Source organism: Gordonia marina, from assembly GCF_052036135.1.
Lineage (GTDB): Bacteria > Actinomycetota > Actinomycetes > Mycobacteriales > Mycobacteriaceae > Gordonia.
The window spans coordinates 39,122-65,261 of record NZ_JBPSDN010000012.1 but is presented as its reverse complement, the minus strand read 5'-3'; the positions used below and the strand labels follow the sequence as shown (position 1 = coordinate 65,261).

Below are 26,140 nucleotides of genomic sequence, written 5' to 3'. Positions count from 1 at the left end.
CGGCCGATCAGACGTCGAAGGTGATGCCGGTCAGCTCCTCGGCCTTGGCCCAGAGCTTCCGGCGCACGGCGCGGTCTCCGGCGACACGCCGGTAGCCGGACACCGCCGGGCCGCCGCGCATGCCGCCGAGCCCCTTCGGCCCGTAATACTCGCCGTTCACCGCGTGCGGCGAGGTGGCCGCGAACAGGGCCGGGAGCGCGCCGTCGGACGCCGACTGCGCGAGCGGCGTCAGGTTGCCCAGCCGCATCACCCAGTCCAGCGGCGATTCGGTGTGCATCTGCAGGTCGGTCGCCGCGTATCCGGGGTGCGCGGCCGTCGAGAGCTTCGGCGAGCCCGCCTCCGACAGCCGCTCGGCCAGTTCCAGGGCGAGCATCAGGTCGGCGAGCTTCGAGTCGCCGTATGCCGTCCAGCGGTTGTACTTGCGGTGTTCCCAGTTGAGGTCGTCGATGTCGAGCCGCGACTGCTTGTGCATCAACGACGACATCGTGACCACCCGGTCGGAGATCCGCCCGAGCAGCAGCCCGGTGAGCGCGAAGTGCCCGAGGAAGTTGGTGCCGATCTGCATCTCGAAGCCGCCGGCGGTGCGGCGCAACGGGATCGCCATCACCCCGGCGTTGTTGATCAGGACATCGGCGCCGTCGAACGAGTCGGCGAAGTCGCGTACCGAGGCGAGGTCGGCCAGGTCGAGCGAGGCGACGGTCGCGTTCGGGCCGATCTGCTCGGCCACCAGGCGCGACTTCTCGACGTTGCGGGCCGCGAGGACCACCTCGGCGCCCGCGGCGCCGACGGCGAGCGCCATCTGCTCGCCGAGCCCGCTGTTGGCGCCGGTGATGACGAAGCGCCGCCCCCGCTGATCGGGGATGTCCGTGATCGACCAACCATTCATCGGGTCCTCTTCTCTCGTTCCTCGCGCGCCCGCGCGCCAGGCATTCTCAGCAACTCGGAAAGAACGCTACCCAAGGTCGGCGGTTCAGTCCGCGCGGCCAGTGCGGTCGGGACGTAGACGTCCGTCGCCTCGCTGCGGCCCCGCAGGGTCACCCTGGCGCTGCGCGACCACCGCGCGGCCTCGGCCGGATCGGCGGCCGCGATCGCGGCGCCGCTCGCGCAGACCGGGGTGCCGCTCTCCTTGGCGCGGTCCGACAGCCGCGCCGCCTCGTTCACCGGGTCGCCGATGACGGTGTACTCGTAGCGGCTGGCCGCACCGATGTTGCCGGCGAACACGCTGCCGTAGCCGACGCCCATCCCCCATTCGAGGGGCAGTCTCTCGCTCAGCGCGTCGCCGAGTTCCCGGGCGGCCCGCAGGGCGGCGCCCGCCGGGTCGTCGAGCTCGGCCGGCGCCCCGAAGATGATCAGGGCGGCGTCACCCTCGAACTTGTTGATCAGTCCGTCGTGCCGCTCCACCACCTCGGCGACCACGGAGAAGAAGACGTTGAGCACCACCGCGGTCTCCCGCGGATCCCGCTGCGATGCGAAGGCCGTCGACCCGCTGAGGTCGACGAAGACGACGGCCACGTCGGCGTTGGTCCCAGCCATCCCCCCTTCGCGGGAGATGGCGAGTTCGGCGACACGATCGCCGACGTGGCGGGAGAAGAGGGTCCGGATGCGCTCGCGTTCGGCCAGGCCGTCGAGCATGTCGTTCAGGCCGCTCTGCAACACTCCGAGCTCGGATGAGTCGTAGACGGCCACCCGTCGGTCGAGGTCGCCGACCGCTGCGGCCTCGACCACCGATCGCATCTCGGTCAGCGGGTCGGCGATCGCGCGGCCGACCAGCATGACGACGTTCAGTCCGGAGGCCAGCGCCAGAATCGCCAGGAAGACCGTCGCCCAGTCGAGGCGGCCCGCGGGCGGCAGCAGGCCCGTCCACCGACCGACGTTGAGGGCGATGAGGCCGACCATCGGCACCGCCAACGAGACCAGCCAGACGACCAGCATGCGCTCCCGCACACCGTGGACCACGCGGGCATCGGAGGTGCCGCTGAGCGCCAGGACCGCGAGCGGCCGGGCCGACGATTCGGCGAACAGGTAGGTGAGACAGCAGGAGGTGACCGCGGCCAGTGCGAACGCGCCGCCCACGGTGACCAGGAACAGCGCCGTGACGTCGGCGATCAGCGCGTAGAGGAGATAGCTGGCGACCCAGCCGAGGATGTCGGCGCCGACCTGCTGAATAGGGATGCGGGCGACGGCGCGGCGCCGGGCGCTGTCGGCCGGCTCACCGGAGGCGAACCACCGGAAATGCCGCCGGAGCAGCAGGAACGAGATGACGATGCTCACCGCGCTGCCGATCACCGTGGCGATCAGCATGTCGTAGAAGTTCGGGTGGTCCAGCTCGGTGTTCAGCGTGAAGCGGCCACCGGTGAACGCCAGCAGCACCAGCACGAAGGTCTCCAGGCCGATCGCCGACCGGGACCCGATGCCGACCGAGATGCCGACGAACGCCGCGCGCCGCAGTACGCGCTGGCGCACCGACGGGGCGAGTGCCCGCCATTCGGTGGCGAGCAACTCGCCGTCCATCGGGCCGCGGCCGCGGCGGAGCGGACGGAGCACCCAGGAGCGGGGTGCCCACGCCTCGATCCGGGTGGAGACGTCGTGCATCGCCTCGCGCGAACGCTGCAATTCCACCCGTCACCTCCCGCGACCGCGCCCGACAATGGGTCGAGCGTACCGAACACGCACCGCAGCGCGGCGCGGTCGCGGGCGGGGCTGGAATCAGGCGGAAGCCTGGCCCGCCTCGATCTCGAGGGTGAGGTTGATCTTGTCACCGACCACGGTGCCACCGGTCTCCAGCGGCATCTCGATGTCGATACCGAAGTCCTTGCGGTTGATCACCGCGGTGGCCTCGAAACCGGCGACCGGGCCGTGACCCATGCCCGGGTTGACGCCGTTGAACTCGAGCTTCAGGTCGACCGGCTTGGTGACGCCCTTCAGGGTGAAGTCGCCGTGCACCACGTAGTCGTCACCGTCGGACTCGACCGAGGTGGAGACGTAGGTGGCGGTCGGGTACTTCTCGGCGTCGAAGAAGTCCGCCGACCGGATGTGCGCATCGCGCTGGTCGTTACGGGTGTTGATCGAGGTCACGTCGATCTCGGCGCGCACCGACGGGGTGCCGTCCTCGGCGACCTCGATGGCGCCGGAGAACGTGGTGAACTCGCCGCGGACCTTCGACACCATCAGGTGGCGGACCGAGAAGCTCACGGCCGAGTGCACCGGGTCGATGGTCCAGGTGCCGGCGGACAGCAGGGGAAGGGCATTGATCGAAGACATGGGGACTCCTGGGAGGAACGGGGCGGCGCTCACCGCGCCGGCGGATCATTCGATCCACATCCAAACTTAACCGGACTACGGTCCGCATTGTTTCGGGCGAGGCATGATTGTGACGCAGATCATACCGCGATTAGGGTGTGACGGCCTCCGACGCCGGATCGATGAGGATCTTCGCGTGCGTCTCCGGATCGCCCAGCGCCGCGAAGGCCGCGTCGACGCCGTCGAGCCCGACGGTCCCGGTCAGCAGCGGCCGCGCGTCGATCCGGCCGTCCGCCATCAGGTGGAGGGTGTCGCGGAACTCGTCGGGGTCGTAGGCGAAGACGAAGCGGAGATCGATCTCCTTGTTCGACAGCAGGGCCGGACGCACCGTGTCGGGTTCCATGCAGACACCCACGACGACGATCCGCGAACGATAGGGCATCTCGGCACTCAGCCGGTCGAGCATGCCGGGCAGGCCGACGCATTCGAAGACGACCGGCCCCTTCGGCACCTGACCGAGCCGCTCCCCCAGTCCCATCAGCCGCCACCACGGCAGACCCGGGACCGTCCGCAGCTTGTGCATCGCGTCGAGCGCGAAGTCCAGCAGCTCCGGTCCCCGGCGAAAGTGCATGGCGCGCTCCGGAATCCGGTCGGCGAGCTCGGATCGGGCCGGGTCGACGACGACATCCGCCCCGCACGACCCGGCCAGAGCCCGGCGGGCCGGCGACAGGTCGCTGGCCACCACCGTCTTGACCCCCTGGGCCTTGAGCATCAGGATCACGGCCAGGCCGATCGGACCGCAACCGACGACGACGGCGACGTCACCGCGCCCGATACCACTGCGGGCGACGGCATGACGGCCGACGGAGAGCGGCTCGGTCAGGGCGGCCAGATCGGTGTCCAGGCGGTCCGGCACCGGCATGGTGACGTCCTCCTCGACCAGGACGTACTCGGCGAACGCCCCGGCGGCACGCGCGGACAGCCCGGTCATCTGGACCTCGTCACCGTCGCGCCGGATGGGCAGCGACACGACGCGGGTACCGGCCTTCCAGCGGCGCCGGCAGCCGCGGCCGTACGAGACCACCTCGCCGACGAATTCATGCCCCATCACCACGCGCTCGTCCGAGCGCATGAAGTGGTCGTAGCCGACCTCGCCGGTGAGCGCGGCGACCTCGTCGCAGTGGATCCGCGCGTGCAGATCGGAGCCGCAGATCCCCGCCCGCAGGACCTTCAGCAAGACCTGTCTGCGGCCCGGCTCGGGCATCGGGAGATCGACGACCTCGAATTCGCCGCGTCGGCAGACCGTCGCCTTCATGTGCCGAGTTACCCCTCGCCGCCGGTCTCCGCGGCACCCGCGCCGTGCAGCCAGGCGCGTGTGGCGTCCTCGCCGCCGGCGTGATCGGCACCGAGTGCGTTGTTCTCGTATGCGATCCGCGGCCCGTGATCGACGTCCTCGGCGTAGGTCACCACCAGTGACGACGCCAGCGCGGTCTCCTCGCTGAGCACCGGCTCCGGCGGCTCCTCGGGCTCCGGCTCCGGTTCGGGTTCCGGCTCCGCGACCGGTTCGTCCGCCGCTGCGGCACCGGCGGCGGGTACGACGGCCTCGCTACCCGGCGAGGCGACGGCGGCGGGGGTCCCGGCCGCCGTCGGAGCCGGCGCGGCGTCGTCGTCCGGCTTCCGGGATCCACGGCCGCGCCGGAACAGCACGACGAGCGCGATCAGCAGAACCAGCACGCACGCCGCGGCGACCGCCCACGGCCACCATTTCCGCCACCCGGACCGGGCGGCCGGGGCCGGCGGCGCGGGCTTGGCCGCCGAGATGGTCTCGGTCGAGTCCGCGGCGACCGCCATCGTCGGCATCGACGCCAGCAACTCGGCCGGCGTGGTCTCCAGGCCGGTCGTCGACGACCACGCGATGTGCGTGCCCGCCGGTCCGGCGAAGTCGGCCTCGTCGGCGCGGCCGGTGTTCACGGTGTCCGAGGTGGGGAACCCGAACGGACCGGTCACCCCGCCGGAGGCCCGCCACGCCCGCAGCACGCCGCCGGTCAGCAGCGAGGCGCGCGTCGTGGGACTCCAGTAGATGGCGGCCCCCTCCGGGCCGTTGAACTCGGAGAACCGGCCGTCGCCGACGGCCTGTTCGCCGCCGGTCGGATAGCCGATCGCGGCGGGTCCGCCGACCGCGCGGTATCGCGCGGCGATCGCGCCGTACACGGCCTGCGCGCCGGTGTCCGGCGAGTAGTAGACGGTGCCGCGTTCGAAGGTCTGCGATGCACCTCCGCCACCGCGGACCATCCGCAGCGTGCCGGTCGGACCGCCGAGCAGAGCGGCATTGCCGGAGTCGGCGGCGAAGGCGCCGATCGCCGCAGTGGCGTCGCCCCGCACGTCCGCCCGCGCGAGGCCCCCGCCCAGCACGACCGTGAACAGCACGGCGAGCACCGACACCACACCGAGCGCCGATGCGCTCGCGACACGCATACCCGGTCGGGTCCGACCGGACATCAGGACTGACGGTCCCGGAACTCGTCGTCGGTGTCGTCGTCCCCAGGCACCGCATACTGCGCGACGCCCTTCACATCGAGTTCCGGCGACGACGCGCCGGCGACCCCGTCCTCGGGGTGCGCGCCGGTGCGGGCGTCGAGCCAGTTGGTGTCGGTCTGCTCGCGTTCCACGAAGTGCGCCTGCACGTCCTCGCCGCCGCGCGGCGCGTGCGTGACGGTGCGGGTGGCGCGCTCGTCCTCCACGACGTGCTCCACCTCGCGCTCGACCACCTTGCGCACGAAGACCGGCTTCTCGACCACGACCTCGACGATCTTCTCGACCGGCTTCTCGATCACCTTCTCGACCTCGACGTAGACCGGTCGCTCGATCACCTTCTCGACATCCACGAAGACCGGCTTCTCGACGACGCGCTCGACGACCTGCTTGATGTCCTTCTCGACCAGCTTCTCGACGAGAACGGGGTTCTCGACCAGCTTCTCGAACTCGCGCGTGACCGGCTTCTCGACCAGCTTCTCCACGATCTCCGGGCGCTCGACCACCTTCTCCACGACATGCTGGACCGGCTTGTCGATCACCTTCTCGACCACGTTCGGCTTCTCGACCACCCGCTCGACCACCCGATCGACCGGCTTCTCGATCACCTTCTCGACCACGTTCGGCTTCTCGACCACCCGCTCGACCACCCGATCGACCGGGGTCTCCACGACGTTCTCCACGACGTTGGGCACCTCGACGATCCGTTCCACCTCGCGGTCGACCGGCGATTCGACGATCTTCTCGATGATGTTCGGCTGCTCGATCATCCGCTCCACGACGCGGTCGACCGGGGTCTCGATCACCTTCTCCACGATGTTGAGCTTCTCGACGACCTTCTCGACCTCGCGGTCGACCTCCTTGTCGACGACCTTCTCCACGATGTTCGGGACCTCGACGATCCGCTCGACCACGCGGTCGACCGGCTTCTCGATCACCTTCTCCACCACGTTCGGCTGTTCGACGACACGCTCGACGACGTGATCGACCGGCTTGTCGATCACCTTCTCGACGATGTTGGGGACCTCGACGGTCTTGGCGACCTCGCGGTCGACCGGCTTCTCCACCACCTTCTCGATGATGTTGGGCGCCTCGACCGAGCGCTCGACCACGCGGTCGACCGGCTTCTCCACCACCTTCTCCACGATGTTCGGGGCCTCGACCGTCCGCTCGACGACCTTGTCGACGGGCTTCTCGACGATCTCCTCGACCACGTTGGGGGCCTCGACGACGCGCTCGACCGTCCGGTCGACGGGCTTCTCGACGATCTCCTCGACCACGTTCGGCACCTCGACGATGCGCTCGACCACGCGATCGACCGGCTTCTCCACCACCTTCTCGATGATGTTCGGCTGCTCCACCACCCGCTCGACTACGCGGTCGACGGGGGTCTCGACGATCTTCTCGACCAGGTTCGGCTTCTCGACGACCCGTTCGATCTCCTTGTCGACCACCTTCTCGACCGGGACCTGAACGACCTTCTCGACGATCAGCTCGCGCGGTACCTCGACGTGCTTGACGACCGGCTTCTCGACGACGAGTTCGACGACCTTCTCGACCTCTTTCTCAACCATCTTGTAGACGATCTTCTCGACGGGGACCTCGACGATCTTCTCGACGATCTTCTCGACGGGCTTCTCGACGGTCACCTCGACGATCTTCTCGACCGGGACCTCGACGACCTTCTCCACGATCTGCTCGATCGGGACCTCGACCTCACGCTCGACGACGGTCACCACCGGCTTCTCGACGATCCGGTCGACGGTGACCTCCTTCTCGACGATCTGGTCACGGATGTCGACGATCAGCTTCTCCACGAGGCGATCGACCTCGACGGGCGCGTCGACCACCTCATCGACGACGGTCACGACCAGCCGCTCTACCAGGCGCGGCACGTCGACGGCGCGTTCGGTGATCTCGTCGACGAACGAGACCACGAGCTTCTCCACCAGCCGCGGCACGTCGACCGGGCGGTCCACCACCTCGTCGACGAAGGTGACGATCGGCCGCTCCACCTCGCGCGGCAGCTCGACCGGCACCTCGACCACCTGGTCGACGAAGGTGACGATCGGCTTCTCCACCGCACGGGGGACGTCGACCGGCGTGTCGACGATCTCGTCGACGAAGGTGACGACGGGCTGCTCCACCTGGCGCGTCAGCTCGAGCGGCTTCTCGGTGATCTCGTCGACGATCGAGACGATCGGCTTCTCGACCTTGCGCTGGATGTTGACCGGCTTGTCGGCGATGTCGTCGACGATCGTGACGATCGGCTTCTCCACCAGGCGCGGAACCGCGATCTCCTTGTCGACCACCTCGTCGACGACGGTGACGATCGGCTTCTCCACCAGGCGGGAGACCGGCTTGGGCTTCTCCACGACGTCGTCGAGCACCGTCACGATCGGCTTCTCCACGATCCGGGAGACCTCGACCGGCTTGTCCACCACGTCGTCGACGATGGTGACGATGGGCTTCTCCACCCGGCGCGGCACGTCGACCGGCTTCTCCACCACCTCGTCGACCACGGTCACGACCGGCTTCTGGACCAGCCGGGACACGTCGACGGGGACGTCCTGTACGTCGTCGCGCACGCTGACCACGGGTCGCTCGACCAAGCGGCTGACCTCGATCGGCTTGTCCTCGACGGAGTCGACGATGGTCACGACCGGGCGCTCGACCAGGCGGCTGACGGTGGTCGGCTTGTCCACCACCATGTCGACCGTGTCGACGACGAGTCGTTCGACGATCCGCTCCATGGTGACCGGCTTGTCGACGATGCGTTCCACTGGATTCTCGACGAGCCGCTCGACGGTGAACTCCCGATCCACGACATTGTCGACGACCTTCGGACTCGGATTCGGATCCTTGGGGTCGTTCTTAGCCACGGTGCCTCCCTAGTGCTGGCTGTGTCCAGTGTGGTTCGAGGTGCGCACGAATACAAGAAAACTCGCCAGGCCAGCGTACGGGAGCAGCCCAACAGACGAACAATCCCCCAGATTTTATCTCTTGGGGGATTGTTCACACATGGCGACCCTGACGGGACTCGAACCCGCGACCTCCGCCGTGACAGGGCGGCGCGCTAACCAACTGCGCCACAGGGCCATGTTTTGTTGTCTCCCGCGCCGGACGCAGGAAAACCCCCGGAATACCGGGGGCCGAGTGGCCAGGGCCGGGATCGAACCGGCGACCTTCCGCTTTTCAGGCGGACGCTCGTACCAACTGAGCTACCTGGCCGTGGTATTGCTGACATGCACGCACGCGACGTGCGACACATCGTCGCCATACTGGCGACCCTGACGGGACTCGAACCCGCGACCTCCGCCGTGACAGGGCGGCGCGCTAACCAACTGCGCCACAGGGCCATGTTCAGTTATGTCCGCGATTTTCATCGCAGAGCGTACCCCCTACGGGATTCGAACCCGCGCTACCGCCTTGAAAGGGCGGCGTCCTAGGCCGCTAGACGAAGGGGGCCGGATGTCCTCGTTGGGAGCTTGATCAGCGTATGGCACACCGTCCGCGATTCACAAATCGCCTGGTCAAGCCTCCCGTTTCGGATGACCGCATCGTGTCGCGCGGATCGCCTCGGCCGAGTACCTTCTAGCCATGACGCAGGACGCCCCGCGCCCCAGTCGCCGCGGCCGGCCCCGGACCGGCGAAGTGGCCGCCCGCAAGTCCGCGATGCTCGACGCCGCCGCCGCACTTCTGGTGGAGCGCGGCTATCCGTCGTTCACGGTGAACGCGGTCGCCGAGCGGACCGGCGCCTCCAAGAGCACCATCTATTCGTGGTTCGGCAATCGGGAAGCGCTGGTCAGCGCCATCGCCGAGCGCAACTACGACCTCACGCAGATCCAGGTGCACGCCTCGTCGCCCACCGAGCAGGACCCGCGCGAGGTCCTGACCGCCTGGACCCACCAGCTGCTGCGGGTCCTGCACGGCGACCTGTCGCTCGCGATTCTGCGCGCGGCGATGAACGAGCCGGCGCTGGGCCCGGTCGTGCTCCGCGACGGCGCGGACCGGCAGCGACCGCTTCTCGCCGCGTACTTGGCCGACGCCTCGCGTGCCGGACTGCTCCGCATCGACGACGCCCCGCGCGCCGCGAAAGAGCTCTACGGCCTGGTGGTGCAGGACGACCAGATGCGCGCGCTCCTCGGCGACGCCCGCATGACTCCCGACGCTCTCCGGGTGCGCGCCGACCAGGCCGTCGCCAACTTCCTGCGCATCTACGGCCCGTGACCGGCGTGGCCGGTGCTGCCCGGGACGCGAACACCCGGTAAGCTGCATTCGCGCGTGACGCGCCCGCCCCTATAGCTCAGTTGGTAGAGCTACGGACTTTTAATCCGCAGGTCGTAGGTTCGAGCCCTACTGGGGGCACCGCGAAGGGGCCTGGTCGGAAGGTCGACCGGGGCCCTTTGGCGCATCTCAGCCGGACAGCGCCGCAGGTTCCCGCGTGCGGGCGAGCACCGAACGGACGGCGTCACCGAAGGCCGGGACGAAGCGTTCGGCGCCGAGCACACACACCGCGTGACCGCCGTCGACCGGGAATTCGAGCGCGCCGCCGATCCCGCCGGAGAGCAGCCGCTGCCGCTCCGGGGGGACGGTCTTGTCGCGGGTGGAGACGACGACGGAGGTCGGCACGTCGACCTCGCCCAGCCAGTCGCGCGCGTCGAACGCGGCCATCGCCCCGCTGAACGCGCCGAGCTTGCTCATCGGGGTGGACAGGAACTGGCTGATCCCCCACTTCGCCGGATGCGCAGACCAGTCGTTGAGCCGCCGGTCGGACGGAACCGGCACGAAGCGGTCGAAGCGCGCCGCGACCGCGCCCATCCGCTGATCCCGGGCCAGTTCCTCGGGGTCGTTGCTGGAGAAGTACGGCCCGGTGGAGCACAGCACCAGACCGTCGACGCGATCCGCGTGCCGGCGCCACGCGAGTTGCGCGATGCCGCCGCCCATGGAGAAGCCGGCCGCGATGAAGCTCTCGATACCGAGCCGGTCGGCGACCGCGACCGCGTCGTCGGCGCAGAGTTCCAGCGTGAAATCCGCCGACCGGATGCCGCGGCCGTGCCAGCGATGGTCGATGGTGATCACCCGGAAATCGCGGCCGAGCTCCGGAATCACCGGGTACCAGCAGAGCAGGCCGGTGGTCGCCACCGAGTGGAGCAGAAACAGCACCGGCGCTTCACGCGGGCCCGAGTCGGTGATGAACGTGGTGCCCCGGCCCGGCAACTCCAGGTACCGGCCCTCCGGCAGGTCCCGGACCGGATAGGGCCGCACGACATGCCCGACGGCGCGCTTGAGAGAACCGAACCCGAGACTGTTCTTGCCCACGGCGAGTAACGCTACCCGGCGAGGCTGGACAACTCCTGTGAATCGTCTCGGCGGTTTCCTGTGCGCCGGACAGCGCTCACGACACTCCGGGCGCGGTCGTGGCCAGCCCCGCGGCCAGCCCCAGGACCACGCTCAGCAGGATGGTCTCGACGGCCGCGCGCCGCAGCGACACCGCCTCGGGCGCCGCGTGCCGGGCCGCCGCCGGCACCCATCGACGGCGATGCGTCGCCGCGAACGCCAGCACCACGACCAGGATCGCGGCCTTGGCGAGCACCACCCGGCCGTAGCCGGTGTCCCACCATCGCGCGCTCACCCCGAGCTCCACCAGCGCGGCCAGCACCCCGGTCGCGACGAGCACCGCGGCCGCGTACAGCGCGTACCCGGAGAACAGCGGCAGCGACACCGACCATCCGCGCCGCCCGCGGACGCTGACCGCCAGCGCGGCAAGCGTCCCCGTCCACCACGCGGCCGCCAGGGCATGCGCGCCGACCAGCAGCGGGGTCCACGCGCCGGTCGCGGCGTGCCCGCTGATCGACAGGGCCAGCACGCCGGCCGCGGCGATCACCGCGACCAGCACCTGCGCGGCGAACGGCCGGGCGCACCAGATCAGCACCAGGACCGCGCCGCCCACGCAGATCAGCGGGGCGAGTCCGGATTCCAGGCCGAGCATCAGATCGCCGAGACCCAGCCGCCACGGTCCGACGCCGGCCCGCCCGGCCAGTTCCAGCCAGGCCGCGACCAGGGACGTGGCGCCCCAGAATCCGGCCACCGCCGCGATCAGTGCGCGCGAGGGCCGGGCCTCGACGTACTCGAGTCCGCCCAGACCGACCAGCAGGCAGGCCGCGCCGAGCGAGAGCGCCGCGGCCCACGCCGAACCCTCCGGCCCGGCGCGTCCGGCGAGCAGCCCGCAGATCGCGACGCCGAGGAGCGCACCGGCCGCCGCGACGGCCGGCAGCGCCGCCCGGACGGGGCCGATCGGGAGGTCAGGCACCCCGGCGGCGGAGGGCGACGGCCAATCCGCCGCCGATCACGACGAGCGCCGCGATGATGATCAGCACGATTCCCCAGACCGGGAAGCCGTGGTCCTCGTTCTTGATGGAGAGCGTGTCGGCGTCGGCCTTCACTCCCGGCTGACCGTTACCCGCGACGGTGAGGGTGAACGTGCGCTGCCCCTGCACGGGGTGGCCGTCGGCCGAGGTGACGCGATAGTTGACCTGGTATTCCCCGGTCGGCCCGAGAGCGTTGACCGGCACCGAGATCACCCGGCCCTGGACCGTCGGATCGCCCTGCTGCCAGAAGTTGCCGTCCGGCCCGACCACCTTGAGGACCGCGTATTCGGGCCGCAGGTCCTCGTTGAAGGTGATCGACACGACGCCCGGCGAGCGGTCGACCTCGGCACCGTTCTCCGGGCTCGATCCGACGACGGCCGAATGCGCGGACGCCGGGCCCGCCCCGAGCAGCGCCCCGGTCAGGGCGAGCACCGTCAGCAGCGCAGCGAGCAACGGAATGCGCCGGACCGACAGGGTGCGGGCGGAGGCCGGGTTCGTCATGCCCCCATGCTGCCACGCGCGATACCGTGGACGCCGTGTCGGTCTACTCACACGGCTTCGCCCGTCTCGCCGCCGCCGTGCCCGTGCTGGCGCTGGCGGACCCGCGCCGCAACGCCGAGCGCACCATCGAACTGATCCGCGCCGCCCACGAGCGCGATGCGGCACTGGTCGTCTTCCCCGAACTCGGGCTGTGCGGCTACAGCGTCGACGACCTGGTGCAGCAGGACGCCCTGCTCGACGCGGTGATGACGGCGCTCGACGAGATCGCCGCGGCCACCGTCGGCCTGCGCCCCCTGGTGGCCGTCGGCGCCCCGCTGCGGGTCGACGATGCCCTCTTCAACTGCGCGGTGCTGATCCAGGACGGGGAGATCCTCGGGGTGACCCCGAAGAGCTACCTGCCGAACTACCGCGAGTTCTACGAGCAGCGCTACTTCGCGGCGGCGCGCGACGCCGTGGTCGACTCGGTGCTCCTCGGCGGCCGCGAGGTGCCGTTCGGCACCGACCTGATCTTCGAGGCGACCGACCTGCCCGGTTTCCGGGTGCACGCCGAGATCTGCGAGGACGGCTGGGTACCGATCCCGCCGAGCACGTGGGCGTCACTGGCCGGCGCGACGGTGCTGATCAATCTCTCCGGCAGCCCGGTGACCATCGGCAAGGAGAGCTACCGGCAGTCACTCGTCACCGGACACTCCGCGCGGTGCGTCGCCGCGCAGGTGTACGTCGCGTCCGGATTCGGCGAGTCCACGACGGACCTGGCGTGGGACGGCGACGCGCTGATCGCCGAGAACGGCACCCTCCTGGGCCGCAGCGAGGCCTTCGCGATGACCGAACAGCTGGTCGTCGCCGACGTCGACCTGGACCGGCTCCGCCAGGAACGCGCCCGGATGATCAGCCTGCGCGATCAGGTCGGCGACGTCGCCGACCAGGTCCGCGGTTTCCGCCGGATCGGCTTCACCCTCGGTGACCTCGACCGCGCCGACGACCACCTGCTCCGCGCGGTTCCCCGCTTCCCGTTCGTCCCCGCGTCCGGCGCCGACCGCGACCGCCGCTGCCGCGAGGTGATGAACATCCAGGTCCAGGGCCTGGCCCAGCGGTTGCGCGCGACCGGACTGTCGAAGATCGTGATCGGTGTCTCCGGCGGCCTCGACTCCACGCTCGCGCTGCTGGTGGCGGTGGAGACCTTCGACCGGCTCGGTCTGCCGCGCAGCGACATCCACGCGTACACGATGCCCGGTTTCGCGACCGGCGGGCACACCCTCGCCCGCAGCCACGTCTTGATGGACTCGCTCGGGGTCAGCGGCAACGAGCTCGACATCCGGCCGTCGTGCGAGCAGATGCTGATCGACCTCGGTCACCCGTTCGCCGACGGGCACCCCGTGTACGACGTGACCTTCGAGAACGTGCAGGCCGGCGAACGCACCTCGCATCTGTTCCGGCTCGCCAATCAGCTCGGCGGGATCGTGCTCGGCACCGGCGACCTCTCCGAGCTGGCCCTGGGCTGGTGCACCTACGGCGTGGGCGATCAGATGTCGCATTACAACGTCAACGGTTCGGTCCCCAAGTCGCTGATCCAGCACCAGATCCGCTGGATGATCGACGCCGGGTCGTACGCGCCGGAGACCACCGCGGCGCTGCGCGAGATCCTCGCCGACGTGATCACCCCCGAGCTGGTCCCGCCCGGGGAGGACGGCGCCGTACAGAGCACCGAGGACACCGTCGGCCCCTACGAGCTGCACGACTTCTTCCTCTACTACCTCACCCGCTTCGGCTACCGGCCGGCGAAGATCGCGTACCTCGCCGAGCAGGCGTGGAGCGACGTGGCGGCCGGTATCTGGCCGTCGATGATGAGCGACGACGAGCGCCACGCCTACGACGCCGCCACCATCCGGCGCTGGCTGGAGGTGTTCCTCAAGCGGTTCATGGCGAATCAGTTCAAGCGCACCGCGATGCCGAACGGCCCGAAGATCGGCTCGGGCGGCTCGCTGTCCCCGCGCGGCGACTGGCGCGCACCGTCGGACGCGCCCTCGACCGCCTGGCTCGACGCCCTGGACTGACCGGATCCGGGCTCGATCGGCGGCGGCGGTCTGTCGTAGGGCCGCGCTAGCCTTCGCACGGCGATCATCGCTCCGGTGTCGGCAGGCTCGAGGAAGTGTCGTAATGACTCATTACACTCACGGGATGGTCCCTGAGTCAGCTCTGGACGGCCCCGTCCACGGGCTCGTCGACAATCGTCGCGCCGCCCTCATGCTCGGGGTTCCGCTGAACACGTTCAAGGTCTGGGCCACACGCGCCAAGACCGCCAAGACCGGGATCCCCACGGCCATGCCGGAGCCGGTGGCATCGATGCACGGCAACGTCTACCGGGCCGAGGACATCGAGGAGTTCGGGCGCCAGATCGCTCTGCACGCCCGGTCCCCCCGCTCGGACCAGCGCTCCCGGGGCGCGTATTTCACGCCCGACGACGCGTCGACGCTGATCGTCCAGTGGGCGATCCGGTCCCCCGACGACGTCGTCCTCGAGCCGAGCGTCGGCGACGGGCAGTTCGCCCACGCGGTCAACGCGTACGCCGACTCCCGCGCCTGGAGCCGGCCGCACCTGTACGCCTGCGAGCTGGACCCGGAGACCGCCGCGAACGCGATCGACAGCGGAGCGGTCGCCGCCGAACGTCTGCGCGTCGGAGACTTCCTGGCCGCGACCGACCTGCCCATGGTCGATGCCGTCATCGGGAATCCGCCGTACGTCCGCGTCCGGGAACTGCCGCCCGCTCTCCGGCGATCGGCGATGCGCAGCGCCGATGCGGCGCTCGGGTCGCCGATGGAGCCCAGCGGCAGCGCCTGGATGCCGTTCGTCGCCAAGGCCACCGCCCAGCTGCGGCCGGGCGGCCGGCTGGCCTTCGTACTGCCCCTGGACTTCACCTATGTCCGCTACGCACAACCGCTCTGGCGCCATCTGGGCCGGTCGTTCGGCTCGCTGACGATCCTGCGGTTCCGGGAACGCGTGTTCAAGGGCATCCTGCAGAACGTCCTGATCCTGCTGGCCGATGCCCGGGGCGGCTCGACGCAGCAGGTGAACGTGCTCGCCTGCGACAAACTGTCCGACCTGCCCGCCACCGTCACCGGACGAGGAGTGCCGGTGGCTCTCGACGACGTGGTGGCCGGCAAACGGGTCTTTCAGCACGCGCTCCTGCCGCAGGCGACCAGGGAGACCCTCGCCGCACTGGAACCGCACAGCGGACGAGCCGGCGACCGGGCGAAGTTCAACATCGGCTACGTCTCCGGCAACAAGCCCTTCTTCCACCCCGACCGCGAGACGGTCCGCGACTTCCGGCTGCCGAGCCGTTCCCTGCTGCCGACCATCGCCAGTTCTCGCCAGGTGTCCCGGGCGGCGCTGACCACCGGTTCCATGGACCCCGAGGCCACGCTGTGGCTCCCGGACCCGCGGCGACTCACCGAGGGTGAGCGGACGTACATCGCGCAGGGCGAGCACGACTCCGTGGACATGGCCTACAAGTGCAGAATCCGCAAGCCCTGGTATGTCGTTCCCGGCGTCCGGGTACCCGACGTCATCCTCACGACCTTCAGCGATCGGCCCCGGCTCCACGTCAACGACGCCGGGTGGATGATCTCCAACAGCGTTCTCGGCGGCTATCTGCGCAGCGGCGAGACCGCCCGGGATTTCGCCGACTCGTGGTACACGCCGCTGACCCTGCTCAGCATCGAGATCGAGGTCCACTCGCTCGGCGGCGGCGTGATGATCGCGGTGCCGAGCGAGGCCGACGGGGTCAAGGTCCTCCACCGGCCCGACTCTCTGCCGCCGGACCGCCGGGCCCTCGACACCGCGCTGGCCGGCGGCGACACCACGGCGGCCTACGACGCCGGGGCCGCGTCGATCAGGCGGCTCGTCGGCGACGACGGCCTCGCGGCCGTCCGGGACGGCGCCCAGACCCTCCGGCGCTGGCGCCGAGCGAAGGACTGAGCGCCCTCCGCGGACGGCGGCGCCGCCGGTGACCACGCGTAATGTGCAGGCCATGCCGAAGCCCGCCTCCACGCCCCCGCTCGTCATCGCGCCGCCGTCGCTCGAAGACGTCCTGCGCGATATGAAGGCGACGTACGACCTCGATCCGGTCAAAGCGGTGCGCGGGCAGGGCTTCATCAAGATGCTTCACAAGTACATCGCCGACGATCTGCGGTCCCGCCTCACCACGACCGCGCTCAGGGACGGCGTCGAAGTCAAAGAGGAAGTGAAGCTGTTCGGCTCGCACAAGCCGAAGGATGCGGACGTCGCCGTGATCCACCCCGACAACGGCGTGCTGCTGAGCGTCGGGGTGCGGAGCCAGATGACCTCCGTGGGCAACAACGTCCTCGAGTACTACCAGGGGATCATCGGCGAATGCATCAGTCTCCAGGACCGGTTCCCCATGGCCGTCTACGGATACGCGTACCTCCATCCCCTGCTGAGTAAGAAGTGGGGAACGGTCCAAGGGCGGAAGGTCCTGCGCGACGAACATCCCGACCACGCCCGATACGCGCTCATGTACAACGCCATCACGGGCCGGGACGGCACCTTGTACAAGGACATTCGCGGCGTCTACGACCAGTTCGCCTACCTGGTCGTCGACTTTCAGAACACCCCGCTGCCGACGATCCGCGATGACCTCGTGCAGACCTCGGTGCCGCTCGGCCAACGCGATCTCCGGGTGAGCACGTTCGTCGACAGGCTCGTCGACACGTTCCGGCAGCGCAATATCTGGCTGGACTACTTCGAGTAGTCCGCGGGCTCCCGAGACTCGCGGGTCACGGCTGGTCGGTTCCGTCGAGGTCGACGGCGATCTCCTCGATCTCGGCGGCCTCCGCGGCGGCGCGCTCGGCCGCGTCGAGACGCTCGGCCACCTCGGTGGCGGCCACCTCGGCGTCGACGGCGGCGGTCAGCAGGTCGAGCTGAGCGTGGAAGGCGCTCGCCAGATCCCAGATATCCGTGGTCAGGTCGGCGCAGGTCAGGATTCCGACGTTCAGCATGCCGGCCGCCGAGAACACGGTCATGTTCAGGCCGAGCCCGTGGAAGATCGGCGCCAGCGGATAGACCGACTCCACCTTGCCGCCGAGGAAGTACATGTCGAACGACGGCCCCGCGACATTCGAGATCACCGTGTTGAACACCGGCGGATGCAGCACCGACAGCCGGCGGTCGGCGTAGATCCGCATCAGCGCGCCCAGCGTGTTGCCGGGGGCGAACTCGGCGAACGCGCGCAGCATGTTCGGGTCCACGTCCTGGTGGTGCGCCTTGGCCTGGTTCGCGTAGATGCCGGCCACCCGGATGCGCTCCACCGGATCGGCGACGAGGCTCGGCAGCCGGGTGAACATGCCGGTCACCTTGTTGGTTCCGGCCACCACCAGGTCGCCTTCGTCGGCGCCGCGCACCGACACCGGCACCAGGCCGACCAGCGGTTCCTCCGGCAGTTCGTCGTGCTCGGCGAGGTAGTCGCGCAGTGCGCCACCGGTCATCGCGAGCACCACGTCGTTCATCTTGACGCCGTAGTGGTCCTTCACCCGCTTGACGTCGGCGAGCGGCAGCTGGGTGAGCGCCAGGCTGCGCCGCGGGGTGAGCGGTGCGTTGAACCGCGTGCGCGGCGCCAGGAACGGCGCGGGCATGCCGTCGCCGGATCGCACCCGCTTGATCCATTCGAACGGCACCGGCACGGTCTTGGGGATCAGCTTGAGCGCCGCCACCGGGCGGTGGACGAAGAAGTTGAACGCGCCGCCGACCGCCAGTTCACCGCGCGGCGCACTGCCCGCGGTGGTGGCGACCAGTTCCGGATCCAGCTCCGGCGGCTCCGGGCTGAGGGTGGCGAGCTGTCCCAGGATGTCGGCCACGGTGGCACCGTCGACCGAGGCGTGATGCATCCGCAGGAGCAGCGCCACGCGGCCCTGCGCCATGCCCTCCATCACCCAGAGGTCCCAGAGCGGCTTCTTGCGGTCGAGTTCCTGGCCGATCAGGTGGCTGGACATCTGCGCCACCTCCTGGATCCGGCCGGGCGACGGGATCGCGATGCGGTGCACGTGCCGCTCGATCACGAAGTCCTCGTCCTCCACCCACACCGGGTGGTCGAGGTTGGTCAGCGAGTCGGCCAGCTTGCGCCGGAAGATCGGGAGACCCTTGACGCGGCGGGCCATCTCGCCCCGCATCTTCTCGAAGCTGTAGCCCCCGGGAATCGTCCCCGGATCGATCTGCATGATCGCGGCGACGTTCATCACCTGCGACGGCGTCTCCAGATACAGAAACGACGCATCCAGACCGCTCAGCCGTTCCATTCCCGCTCCTCCATCGGCACCGTTCGCGTCCCGCGATCACCCCGGGGACACAACAATCCACACTAGACCCGCCGCGCGCACCGGGTGGGCCGACGTGGACGCACGTCACACATCGGCGGCGCGACCTTCCCGCCACTAGTGGAACACGTTCTAGTTCCGGCCTATGATCGGGGTCGTGACCACGCCCTTCACCGCCGCCGAACTCGACGCGGCCTTTGCCGGATTTCAGCGCACCGTCGCCGAGGTCGCCGTCAGCCGGGACTGGGATCGCTGGGCCGATCAGTTCACCCGTGACGCGCAGTACGTCGAACACGCCTACGGCGCCTTCACCGGCCGCGAGGCCATCCGCGCCTGGGTCACCAAGACCATGACCGCGTTCCCCGGCAGCCACATGACGGAGTATCCGGCACTGTGGCACGTGACCGATCCGGCCACCTCCCGGGTGATCTGCGAGGTGGACAACCCGATGCGCGATCCGGGCGACGGTTCGGTGTGGACGGCCACCAACCTCACCATCCTCACCTACGCCGGCGACGGCCTGTGGTGCCGCGAGGAGGACGTCTACAACCCGCTCGAATTCGGCGCGATGGCCTACTGCTGGTGCGAACGGGCGCGGGCCTGCGGCACGCTCGACGAGCCCGCGCTCGACTGGATGCGGACCGTCGGCGCCGCCTTCGCACCGCGCCCGAAAGCTACGGAAGCGTAACAACGGGCCGACCACGGTGCGATATGCCGGGTGAATCACCCCGGACGACGTGCCGCAAAACCCTGCCGAACAACTTGGGAGGGGCGCCGCGATTGACGTAGCCTGGGAAATAGCAGAACTCTGCCGACCGTGAACGACGGCAGAAAATGTCCCCGACCAAGAGGAATCAACCGATGGCACGTCAACTCACGCAGCTCGAGCTTCTCCGGGAGCTCGAGTCGACCGCGGAAGCGAACGTCAACCGGCACCTCAAGGTGGCCCGTGACTGGAATCCGCACGACTACATCCCGTGGGACGAGGGCGAGGACTACGCGGCCCTCGGCGGTACCGATTACGACCCCGAGCAGAGCCAGTTGAACGAGGTGGCCAAGGCCGCCATGATCACCAACCTGCTGACCGAGGACAACCTGCCCTCGTACCACCGGGTGATCGCCGACAACTTCTCGATGGATTCCGCGTGGGGCCACTGGGTCGGCCGGTGGACCGCCGAGGAGAACCGCCACGGCATCGTCATGCGCGACTACCTGGTGGTGACCCGCGGCGTGGATCCGGTCGCCCTCGAAGAGGCCCGGATGATCCACATGACCAACGGGTACGACCCGCTGCTCGTCGCCCAGGATCACGCCGCCGAACTCGAAGAGCACGACATCGACGAGGTGGGCCTGCTGCACTCGGTCGCCTACGTGACCTTCCAGGAACTCGCCACGCGCGTCAGCCACCGCAACACCGGCAAGGCCTGCAACGATCCGATCGCCGACAAGATGCTGCAGCGCATCGCCGCCGACGAGAACCTGCACATGATCTTCTACCGCAACATCTGCGGTGCCGGCATGGACCTGTCGCCCGACCAGACGCTGCGCGCGGTGACCGACATCGTCACCAACTTCCAGATGCCGGGCGCCGGCATGCCGAACTTCCGCCGCCACGGCGTGCTGATGGCCAAGCACGGCATCTACGACCTGCGCCAGCACCTGGACGAGGTCGTCATGCCGGTCCTGCGCAAGTGGGACATCTTCAACCGCACCGACTTCGGCCCGGAGGGCGAGAAGACCCGCGAGGAGCTGGCCACCTTCCTCGAGCAGCTGGACAAGGACGCCACCCGCTTCGAGGAGATGCGCGACCGCGCTCTCGCCCGCGAGGCCGCCAAGGCCGCCAAGCAGGCCTCCTGAGCGACGGAGCCACGGAACTGACTCTCGATACGCACCCGACACCGGCGCCCTCGATCTTCGAGGGCGCCGGTTCGCCGTCGCCCGGACACGACGCCCGCGCACCCCTGCGGATCGGTTCGCTGGAACTCGGCAGTCCGGTGGTCCTGGCCCCGATGGCCGGCGTCACCAACGTCGCCTTCCGCATGCTGTGCCGCGAACTCGAACTCGCGCGCACCGGCACCGTCTCCGGCCTGTACGTGTGCGAGATGGTGACCGCCCGCGCGCTCTACGAGCGCCATCCGGTCACCATGCACATGACCACCTTCGACCCGTCGGAGACGCCGCGGTCGATGCAGCTGTACACCGTCGACCCGGAGTACACCTACAAGGCGGCGAAGATGATCGTCGACGAGGACCTCGCCGACCACATCGACATGAACTTCGGCTGCCCCGTCCCCAAGGTCACCAAGCGCGGCGGCGGCTCGGCCATCCCCTACAAGCGCCGGCTGTTCCGCAACATCGTGGCCGCCGCCGTGAAGGCCACCGAGGGCACCGACATCCCGGTGACCGTCAAATTCCGCATCGGGCTCGACGACGACCACCACACCCACCTCGACGCCGGGCGCATCGCCGCCGAGGAGGGGGCCGCGGCCGTCGCGCTGCACGCGCGCACCGCCTCGCAGCGCTACTCCGGCACCGCGCACTGGGACCAGATCGCCCGCCTCAAAGAGCACGTCACCTCGGTGCCGGTGCTCGGCAACGGCGACATCTTCGAGCCCGACGATGCCGCCGCGATGATGGCGCAGACCGGCTGCGACGGCGTCGTGATCGGGCGCGGCTGCCTGGGACGCCCGTGGCTGTTCGCGGAGTTGTCGGCCCGTTTGCGAGGCCTGCCCGCTCCGGCGGCGCCGACGCTGGGCGAAGTGGCCCAGATCATGTACCGGCACGGCGAACTGCTCAGCGCCCACCACGGCGAGGACAAGGGCATGCGCGAGATCCGCAAGCACATCGCCTGGTACCTGCGCGGCTTCCCGGCCGGCTCGGACCTGCGGTCCTCGCTCTCACTCGTCAAATCCCTCGCGGACCTGCAACGATTGATCGACGGCCTGGACCCAGACGCCCCCTTCCCCGCCGATGCCCACGGACCGCGCGGGCGGCAGGGGTCACCGGCTCCGGTCCACCTGCCGGAGGGCTGGCTCGACGATCCCGAAGAGGACGTCGTGCCCGAAGGCGCCGAAATCATGCACTCCGGAGGCTGACGCGAGGGCCGAGTTGAGATCTTTCTCAGTTCCTGCCTCTACGATGTTTCCAGCCCATCTCTAAAGGACTCCTTGACGTGACTTCAGACGAACCCGGTTCGCCGACGCCGGACGGCCCTTCGGGCGCGGCGCGTCGATCCCGGCGTGCGGGACGAACGTCGCAGTCGTACGACTTCCGCGCCCGGTTCGGCGAGCCGGAGCCGACCGAACGCCGCGAAGGACTCCGCGAACCCGCCCGCCGGGAGATTCCGGTGCGCGGCCGCGGCCGGGTGACCGTCCGCGAGCTGATGGAGCAGATGGGCGTCCAGAACGCTCCCGCCACGCCTCCGCCGCCGGCCCAGAACCCGCCGCGCGCGCAGGCTCCGGTCCCGCCCCGCCCGGCGACGCCCACCGGTCCGCCCGCGCCGCCCGCCGCCCAGCCCGCGCAGCCCCCGGTCCCCACCCGGCCGCAGGTCCCCGCGCCGCCGGCCGACATCACCCAGATGCTCCCGCCGGTCGCCGAGACCACCGGGCCGGTCGACCTGTCGGCCGCGGCGACCGCCGAGCGCGCCCAGCGCGAGTCGCGATCCCAGGCCCCCCGGACACCGGCCGAGCAGACCTCCCCGGCCCCGGACCGCCCGCAGCCGGCCGCGCCCGAACAGCCCGCGAAGGCCCCCTCGGCACCGGCGCCCGGTGACACCGCCGCGGCCACGGCCGCCCCGCAGCCGCCGAGCGCCGAGCACGCCGCTCGTGAACGACGCCCCCTGGAGCCCACCCCGGATCTGACCGGCGCGATCGAGCAGGTCCAGCTCGACCGGCGGCGTCCCCGTCGCACCGGCCGGTCGTTCAGCGTGGCCGCGGCCCGCAACACCGGGCGCGTCCTGGTCGCCCTCGCGTGCATTCTGACCCTGGTCGGCACCGGCTACGTGTGGAACGCCCTGGCCATCGACAGCAAGTGGAACACCACCGCCGCGATCAACGCCAACGACCCGAACATCCGCAACAAGGGTGCGCAGACCGGCGACGAGAACTACCTGATCGTCGGCACCGACTCCCGGGCCGGCGTGAACGGCAAGATCGGCGGCGGCGACAGCACCACCATCGAGGGCATCCGCTCGGACACCATCCTGCTGGTGAACATCCCCGCCGACCGCAGCCGCGTCGTCGCCGTCTCCTGGCCGCGCGACCTGCAGGTCGACCGCCCGGAATGCGAGCAGTGGGACTCGAACACCGGCACCTACCCGGACGATCCGTCGACCGGCAAGCCCGTCGTGGTGCCGGCCGAGTCGGACGTGAAGCTGAACAGCATCTACGCGATCGGCGGACCGTCGTGCCTGGTCAAGACCCTGACCAAGATCAGCGGCCTGTACATCAACCACTTCATCGGGATGGACTTCGAGGGCTTCGAGAAGGTCGTGAACGTGATCGGCGGCGTCAAGGTCTGCTCCACGGTCCCGCTGTACGACTACGAACTCGGCTACATCCTGCGCAAGCCCGGTACCCAGAAGCTGACCGGTAAGCGCGCCCTGAACTACGTGCGCGCCCGGAACATCTCGGTCGAGGGCAACGGCGACTACGGCCGGATCAAACGCCAGCAGCTGTTCATGTCATCGCTGCTGCGGTCGACGCTGTCGAGCGATGTGATGTCGAATCCGACGAAGCTGAAGAAGATCCTCAACACCTTCATCAAGTATTCGACGGTCGACAACGTCAACATCGATTCCCTGGTGCAGCTCGCCGACTCGATGCAGGGCGTCGACGCCGGGCGCGTCACCTTCCTCACCATCCCGACGTCGGGCACCGCGCAGGACGGCTCCAACAACGAGATCCCGCGCATGGACGACATCCACGCGATCTTCAACGCGATCATCGACGACAAGCCCCTCCCCGGCGAGAAGAAGCAGAAGCCGAAGAAGGGGGAGACCACGGCCCCGAAGTCGTCGTCGGAGAAGCCCGCGCCGACCCCGTCGCAGGTGGACGCCACCGCCCAGTACCCGACCAACATGACCGTCCGGGTGCTCAACGGCTCCGGCCAGACGGGCGTCGCCACCGAGGTGATGAACGTCCTGATCCGCGAGGGCTTCACCGTGCCCGGCGTCGCCGACGCGTCGACCAAGGAGAGCGACACCGTCGTGCGCTACGGCGCCGGTGAGCAGGACTCGGCGGCGACCATCGCGAAGATGTTCCCGGGCGCCAAGATCCAGGAGGATCGCACCGTGAAGGTGGGCGTGGAGGTGATCCTCGGAACCGACTTCCAGGGCACCTCGGCGATCGCCGATCCGCCCAGCCCGGGCAGCACCCTGTCGGTCGGCCAGCTGCCCCCGGCCAACACCAACAGCGACCTGCCGAACGACCTGTCGGTGACCAACGCCGGCGACACCACCTGCTCCTGACTGTTCACTCCCGCGTCACCCGCAGGTCGGTCCCGGGTACCGGTCGCCGCCGTACTATTGGCGCCATGCGGGATGCCTACCAGGAGCAGATGGCTGCGCTCAACGCGCTGCTCGGCGAGATGTGTGACACCGTCGGCAACGAGATGGAACGCGCCACCCACGCCCTCCTGGAGGCCGACCTGGAACTCGCCGAGCAGGTGATCAGCGACCACGACCGGCTCACCGAGCGCTCCGCCGAAGCCGAGGAGATGGCCTTCGAGCTGCTGGCCCTGCAAGCCCCGGTCGCCGGTGATCTGCGCACCATCGTCGGCGGCTTTCAGCTGGTGTCCGAGATCGACCGGATGGGCGCGCTGGCCCTGCACGTCGCGAAGGTGGCACGACGCCGCCACCCGTTCCGCGTGCTCCCCGAAGAGGTGGCCGGATACTTCACCGAGATGGGCCGCCTGGCCGTCGAACTGGCCCGCAACGCGCACCGCGTGCTGGAGAGCCAGGACCCCCAGGACGCCCTCGCGCTGATGGAGGACGACGATGCGATGGACGACCTCCATCGCCATCTGTTCACCGTGATGATGGACCGCGACTGGGAGCACGGGGTGGCCTCCGCCGTCGACGTGACCCTCCTCGGCCGCTACTACGAGCGCTTCGCCGACCACGCCGTCTCCATCGCCCGCCGCGTCGTCTTCCAGGCCACGGGCAAGACCCCGGAACAGCTGCAAGAAGCAGGCTGATCCTTCCACCGCGAAGACCCCGACGGAACCCCGCCGGGGTCTTCTGCATCGGGTGCCTCGAGCCGAGCCGGAATCCGCGGCGCGAGATCGTCGTATCTGTCGGTCAGCGACCGACAGATACGACGACTTCGCGCGGGCCCCTTTCGGGACCCGCGCGAACGGTCGGCTGTCTCGGTGCGGCGATCAGCCGAAGCGGCCGGAGATGTAGTCCTCGGTCTCCTTGCGCGTCGGGTTCTGGAAGATCTCGCTGGTCGCGCCGACCTCGATCAGCTCACCCGGCCGGCCGACACCCGGCAGGTTGAAGAACGCCGTCTGGTCGCTCACGCGGGCGGCCTGCTGCATGTTGTGCGTGACGATGACGATCGTGTACTGCTTCTTCAGCTCGGCGATCAGGTCCTCGATCGCGAGCGTGGAGATGGGGTCGAGCGCCGAGCACGGCTCGTCCATCAGCAGCACTTGCGGCGACACCGCGATGGCGCGCGCGATGCACAGCCGCTGCTGCTGGCCGCCGGAGAGCGCGCCGCCCGGCTTGTTGAGCCGGTCCTTGACCTCGTTCCAGAGGTTGGCGCCGCGCAGGCTGGCCTCGGCCACCTCGTCGAGCTTCTTCTTGTCGCGCACGCCGGCCAGTTTCAGTCCGGCGACCACGTTGTCGCGGATCGACATGGTCGGGAACGGATTCGCCTTCTGGAAGACCATGCCGACCGTCGTCCGCACGCTCACCGGATCGACGCCCTTGCCGTACAGGTCGAGGCCGTCGAGCAGCACCGATCCGGTGGCGTAGGCGTTCGGGGTCACCTCGTGCATGCGGTTGAGGGTGCGCAGCACCGTCGACTTTCCGCAGCCCGAGGGGCCGATGAAGGCGGTGACCGTCCGGGGTGCGATGTCGAGGGAGACGTCCTTCACCGCGTGGAAGTCGCCGTAGTAGATGTTCAGGTCTTGCAGTGTCAGGCTCTTGGCCATGGGATCGCTTTCTTG

At 69.4% G+C, this 26,140-nt stretch carries 20 protein-coding genes and 5 tRNA genes; 10 read left to right on the top strand and 15 right to left on the bottom strand.

From position 1 onward, the window contains the following. Positions 1 to 7: 7 nt before the first annotated feature. The 10 genes from ACSEEN_RS09810 to ACSEEN_RS09765 form a co-directional block, all read right to left on the bottom strand. Positions 8 to 886: an oxidoreductase gene (locus tag ACSEEN_RS09810; protein WP_440713069.1), complete on the bottom strand. Its 879-nt coding sequence runs from the start codon at positions 884 to 886 to the stop codon at positions 8 to 10. Further along, entirely contained in the window at positions 883 to 2,619 is a 1,737-nt protein-coding gene (locus ACSEEN_RS09805; protein ID WP_440713068.1) for an adenylate/guanylate cyclase domain-containing protein, read from the bottom strand. The genes ACSEEN_RS09810 and ACSEEN_RS09805 overlap by 4 nt, the downstream gene beginning before the upstream one ends. Before the next feature lie 87 nt (positions 2,620 to 2,706). Next, complete coding sequence (locus ACSEEN_RS09800; RefSeq protein ID WP_247866393.1) at positions 2,707 to 3,261, bottom strand: YceI family protein; 555 nt, start codon at positions 3,259 to 3,261, stop codon at positions 2,707 to 2,709. Positions 3,262 to 3,391: 130 nt separating this feature from the next. Beyond that, complete coding sequence (locus ACSEEN_RS09795) at positions 3,392 to 4,555, bottom strand: zinc-binding dehydrogenase (protein WP_440713067.1); 1,164 nt, start codon at positions 4,553 to 4,555, stop codon at positions 3,392 to 3,394. A gap of 8 nt (positions 4,556 to 4,563) precedes the next feature. Further along, positions 4,564 to 5,715, bottom strand: coding sequence for an LGFP repeat-containing protein (locus ACSEEN_RS09790; RefSeq protein WP_440713066.1), 1,152 nt, complete (start codon positions 5,713 to 5,715; stop codon positions 4,564 to 4,566). 23 nt (positions 5,716 to 5,738) lie between these two features. Continuing rightward, positions 5,739 to 8,654 (bottom strand): ring-infected erythrocyte surface antigen domain-containing protein, encoded by a 2,916-nt coding sequence (locus tag ACSEEN_RS09785; RefSeq protein WP_247866390.1) that lies wholly within the window; start codon positions 8,652 to 8,654, stop codon positions 5,739 to 5,741. A 140-nt stretch (positions 8,655 to 8,794) separates the two neighbouring features. After that, positions 8,795 to 8,871 (bottom strand) — tRNA-Asp (locus ACSEEN_RS09780). 58 nt (positions 8,872 to 8,929) lie between these two features. Then, positions 8,930 to 9,003 (bottom strand) — tRNA-Phe (locus ACSEEN_RS09775). A gap of 51 nt (positions 9,004 to 9,054) precedes the next feature. After that, positions 9,055 to 9,131, bottom strand: a tRNA-Asp gene (locus tag ACSEEN_RS09770). A 36-nt stretch (positions 9,132 to 9,167) separates the two neighbouring features. After that, positions 9,168 to 9,240, bottom strand: a tRNA-Glu gene (locus ACSEEN_RS09765). Positions 9,241 to 9,372: 132 nt separating this feature from the next. Here ACSEEN_RS09765 and ACSEEN_RS09760 point away from each other — a divergent pair. Both ACSEEN_RS09760 and ACSEEN_RS09755 read left to right on the top strand, forming a co-directional pair. Then, positions 9,373 to 10,002, top strand: a complete 630-nt coding sequence (locus tag ACSEEN_RS09760) for a TetR/AcrR family transcriptional regulator (protein WP_298441731.1) — start codon at positions 9,373 to 9,375, stop codon at positions 10,000 to 10,002. A gap of 65 nt (positions 10,003 to 10,067) precedes the next feature. After that, positions 10,068 to 10,140, top strand: a tRNA-Lys gene (locus ACSEEN_RS09755). Positions 10,141 to 10,188: 48 nt separating this feature from the next. Here ACSEEN_RS09755 and ACSEEN_RS09750 read toward each other — a convergent pair. The 3 genes from ACSEEN_RS09750 to ACSEEN_RS09740 all read right to left on the bottom strand — a co-directional run bounded on the left by ACSEEN_RS09750 (position 10,189) and on the right by ACSEEN_RS09740 (position 12,644). Then, a complete protein-coding gene (locus ACSEEN_RS09750; protein WP_247866388.1) occupies positions 10,189 to 11,094 on the bottom strand; it encodes an alpha/beta fold hydrolase in 906 nt (301 codons plus the stop codon). A 76-nt stretch (positions 11,095 to 11,170) separates the two neighbouring features. Then, on the bottom strand, positions 11,171 to 12,085 hold the full coding sequence (locus ACSEEN_RS09745; RefSeq protein ID WP_247866387.1) for a CopD family protein: 915 nt from the start codon (positions 12,083 to 12,085) through the stop codon (positions 11,171 to 11,173). Next, positions 12,078 to 12,644, bottom strand: a complete 567-nt coding sequence (locus tag ACSEEN_RS09740; RefSeq protein ID WP_440713065.1) for a copper resistance CopC family protein — start codon at positions 12,642 to 12,644, stop codon at positions 12,078 to 12,080. Before ACSEEN_RS09740 ends, ACSEEN_RS09745 begins: the two co-directional genes overlap by 8 nt. A gap of 35 nt (positions 12,645 to 12,679) precedes the next feature. Between ACSEEN_RS09740 and ACSEEN_RS09735 the strand changes: the two genes are divergently transcribed. The 3 genes from ACSEEN_RS09735 (at position 12,680) to ACSEEN_RS09725 (ending at position 17,412) form a co-directional block, all read left to right on the top strand. Beyond that, positions 12,680 to 14,698 carry an NAD(+) synthase gene (locus ACSEEN_RS09735; RefSeq protein WP_440713064.1) on the top strand — a complete coding sequence of 673 codons (2,019 nt, stop codon included), beginning with the start codon at positions 12,680 to 12,682 and terminating at the stop codon, positions 14,696 to 14,698. 124 nt (positions 14,699 to 14,822) lie between these two features. Continuing rightward, complete coding sequence (locus ACSEEN_RS09730) at positions 14,823 to 16,619, top strand: N-6 DNA methylase (RefSeq protein WP_247866384.1); 1,797 nt, start codon at positions 14,823 to 14,825, stop codon at positions 16,617 to 16,619. A 28-nt stretch (positions 16,620 to 16,647) separates the two neighbouring features. After that, on the top strand, positions 16,648 to 17,412 hold the full coding sequence (locus tag ACSEEN_RS09725) for a hypothetical protein (protein ID WP_440713063.1): 765 nt from the start codon (positions 16,648 to 16,650) through the stop codon (positions 17,410 to 17,412). A gap of 25 nt (positions 17,413 to 17,437) precedes the next feature. Here ACSEEN_RS09725 and ACSEEN_RS09720 read toward each other — a convergent pair whose 3' ends face one another. Continuing rightward, entirely contained in the window at positions 17,438 to 18,952 is a 1,515-nt protein-coding gene (locus ACSEEN_RS09720) for a WS/DGAT/MGAT family O-acyltransferase (RefSeq protein ID WP_440713062.1), read from the bottom strand. Between the two features lie 175 nt (positions 18,953 to 19,127). Between ACSEEN_RS09720 and ACSEEN_RS09715 the strand changes: the two genes are divergently transcribed. From ACSEEN_RS09715 to phoU, 5 genes are all read left to right on the top strand, one after another. Further along, positions 19,128 to 19,658 carry a nuclear transport factor 2 family protein gene (locus tag ACSEEN_RS09715; protein ID WP_440713061.1) on the top strand — a complete coding sequence of 177 codons (531 nt, stop codon included), beginning with the start codon at positions 19,128 to 19,130 and terminating at the stop codon, positions 19,656 to 19,658. Positions 19,659 to 19,831: 173 nt separating this feature from the next. Next, positions 19,832 to 20,827, top strand: a complete 996-nt coding sequence (locus ACSEEN_RS09710; RefSeq protein WP_440713060.1) for an acyl-ACP desaturase — start codon at positions 19,832 to 19,834, stop codon at positions 20,825 to 20,827. 53 nt (positions 20,828 to 20,880) lie between these two features. Beyond that, positions 20,881 to 22,065 (top strand): tRNA dihydrouridine synthase DusB, encoded by a 1,185-nt coding sequence (gene dusB / locus ACSEEN_RS09705; RefSeq protein ID WP_283255298.1) that lies wholly within the window; start codon positions 20,881 to 20,883, stop codon positions 22,063 to 22,065. 77 nt (positions 22,066 to 22,142) lie between these two features. Next, positions 22,143 to 24,437, top strand: a complete 2,295-nt coding sequence (locus ACSEEN_RS09700) for an LCP family protein (RefSeq protein WP_440713059.1) — start codon at positions 22,143 to 22,145, stop codon at positions 24,435 to 24,437. Positions 24,438 to 24,502: 65 nt separating this feature from the next. After that, on the top strand, positions 24,503 to 25,165 hold the full coding sequence (phoU, locus tag ACSEEN_RS09695) for a phosphate signaling complex protein PhoU (RefSeq protein WP_298440829.1): 663 nt from the start codon (positions 24,503 to 24,505) through the stop codon (positions 25,163 to 25,165). A gap of 183 nt (positions 25,166 to 25,348) precedes the next feature. On the opposite strand, the gene pstB is transcribed toward phoU, so the two are convergent. After that, positions 25,349 to 26,125 carry a phosphate ABC transporter ATP-binding protein PstB gene (gene pstB / locus ACSEEN_RS09690; RefSeq protein WP_440713058.1) on the bottom strand — a complete coding sequence of 259 codons (777 nt, stop codon included), beginning with the start codon at positions 26,123 to 26,125 and terminating at the stop codon, positions 25,349 to 25,351. Between the last annotated feature and the right edge of the window lie 15 nt (positions 26,126 to 26,140).